This window comes from Rhodococcus sp. NPDC127593 (assembly GCF_042671975.1).
Lineage (GTDB): Bacteria > Actinomycetota > Actinomycetes > Mycobacteriales > Mycobacteriaceae > Rhodococcus_F.
Window position 1 is genome coordinate 1 of sequence record NZ_JBHXWI010000158.1, and the last position, 1,989, is coordinate 1,989.

1 protein-coding gene and 1 pseudogene are annotated in these 1,989 nt (G+C 61.5%); one reads left to right on the forward strand and one right to left on the reverse strand.

Annotated features, from left to right (window positions below):
* Positions 1 to 704 precede the first annotated feature (704 nt).
* Positions 705 to 995: a MerR family transcriptional regulator gene (locus ACFVJ3_RS49320; protein ID WP_378459020.1), complete on the reverse strand. Its 291-nt coding sequence runs from the start codon at positions 993 to 995 to the stop codon at positions 705 to 707.
* Positions 996 to 1,633: 638 nt separating this feature from the next.
* On the opposite strand from ACFVJ3_RS49320, the pseudogene ACFVJ3_RS49325 reads away from it, so the two are divergent.
* Positions 1,634 to 1,838, forward strand: a pseudogene (locus ACFVJ3_RS49325) (cold-shock protein).
* Positions 1,839 to 1,989 lie beyond the last annotated feature (151 nt).

Here is a 1,989-nt window from a genome sequence, read left to right on the forward strand (position 1 = left end):
AGCCCAAACATCTACCTTCACAAAATGATCCGGCTCCGCAAGCTACGCCGGATGCTATCGCCTGCCACTCACCTTCAGCATTTTCCGGTCAGGGTCTTCCGAGCCGATTACATACTGAACAACACACTTTTTCGGTCTCGGTACGGCCCTGACCTGCGGTACTGCTTGCGGGCAGTTCATCTCTCCCGCACTTCTTGATTCGTTCCTCGCTACGACACAAAAGATACAAAACCTTCTCGAGAATGTCTACCCTGATCACTGCAGATATTTTCCAGTGAGGGCAGAGGTATATCTGACCAGGAGAAACGTTTCGACCGTAGTCCGTGAGGGCAGCATCGGAAGGGGAACCGTGCGCGAGAGTCCGCGCCGCAGGGCCGTAGCAGTTTTCGTAAGGCTGCGATCTGAGACCGGTGGGGTGTGGGGTTCCTGTCTCGCCGGCACCGTGCAACACACTCTCTGTAGGAATGGGTGATGTCCGTGTACCCGCGACCGGCGGTGGGAATCGTGGCGGGTCAAGGTGCCAGGGGCTCATCCCGGCCAGGCGAGGTCAGGTGCGGGTGTGGCGTTGGAGCCAGCCCCACCCGATGGTCGCGGCGAAACAACACAATCCCGACCACTTGCGAGCCACGGGAATCCCTTGATTACGAGCTCGAGGACGACGAACACCAACCACACCACCAGGAGAAACCGATGAGAGCGAGGATCTATTCATCATCGCGCCCGGGCCCGTCCGCCTGGGGGCGGTGGGTGTGCTGGAGTTCGGTGTTGATGCGTCGGGCCTCGGCGAGTTGGTCTTCGAGGATGATGATGCGGCACGCGGATTCGAGTGCGGTGCCCTGGTCGATCAGTTCGCGGGCTCGGGCGGCCAGACGGAGCTGGTATCGGGAGTAGCGGCGGTGGCCGCCCTCGGAGCGTCCGGGGGTGAGCAGCTTCGCGGCGTCGAGGCTGCGCAGGAATGCCTGTGTGACGCCGAGGATCTCGGCGGCGTGGCCCATACTGTAGGCCGGGTAGTCCTCGTCGTCGAACTTCCCTGCCGGGCTGTGGTCGGGCGTATCTTCCTGAATGGGGTGACCCCTTTTTTAAGCGGACAGGGCCCCCGGCGCCGTGAGGCACCGGGGGCCGGAGCGGATTCCACTTCCTTGTTCACTGCACTTTTCTCGGCTGTCGGGCTCTTCGTGCTGCCCGGTCGCCGGCCGGAGTGTCGGGGCCTTACACACTCACATCAACCCTTGCCCCGGCACATCCTGATCTTGCGGTACTGCTCTGCGGGCAGTTCATCCCCTCCCGCACCTCGTGAACTCTTTTTTGCGACGAGAGAAACCCTACAACAGTGATACCTCAATGTCTATAGTCGCCACTAAAGAAATTCTGGAGCCGGTTGACCAGGGATTTTATCCGCGCCAGGGCCCGCTGGTTCCGTCGACGTCGCCGGGGCGGCGGTCCTTGGACGGATCGTCTCGTTGCTCAATGACCGGCGGCGAAGTCGTGAGCCGGGAGGAGGTGTCGAACAGTGGGTTCGCATCCTTCGGATCAGGTGCGGGCGTCCCGATCCGTCGTCGGGGTGGCAGGATCAGTGGATCGAGATCGGGAATTCGATGTGAGTGCCCGGATCGACGTTTAGGGGAGTATCGGCATGGCGCAGGGCATCGTGAAGTGGTTCAACGGCGAGTAAGGGCTTCGGTTTCATCGCGCCCGACGACGGAACTCCGGACGTCTTTGTGCACTACTCGGAAATCGCGGGCAGCGGTTTCAAGTCGCTCGATGAGAACCAGCGGGTGGAGTTCGAGGTGGGCCAGGGGCAGAAGGGCCCGCAGGCCACGAATGTACGGCCTGTCTAACCCGAAGTTACTGCTATGAGAACGAGCGAACCCCCGGTTGAGCTGGGGGTTCGTTGTTTCGGTTGTGGTTGTTCTGGCTACCTGACCGTGTGGGGGATGGTGGTGTCGAGGAGTTCGAAGGCCCGTCGTTGGGTGGGCGTGGGGACGGCCA

Excerpts from the sequence above, each read along its gene's own strand:
- ACFVJ3_RS49320 (WP_378459020.1), bottom strand. The coding sequence starts at position 995 with ATGGGCCACGCCGCCGAGATCCTCGGCGTCACACAGGCATTCCTGCGC.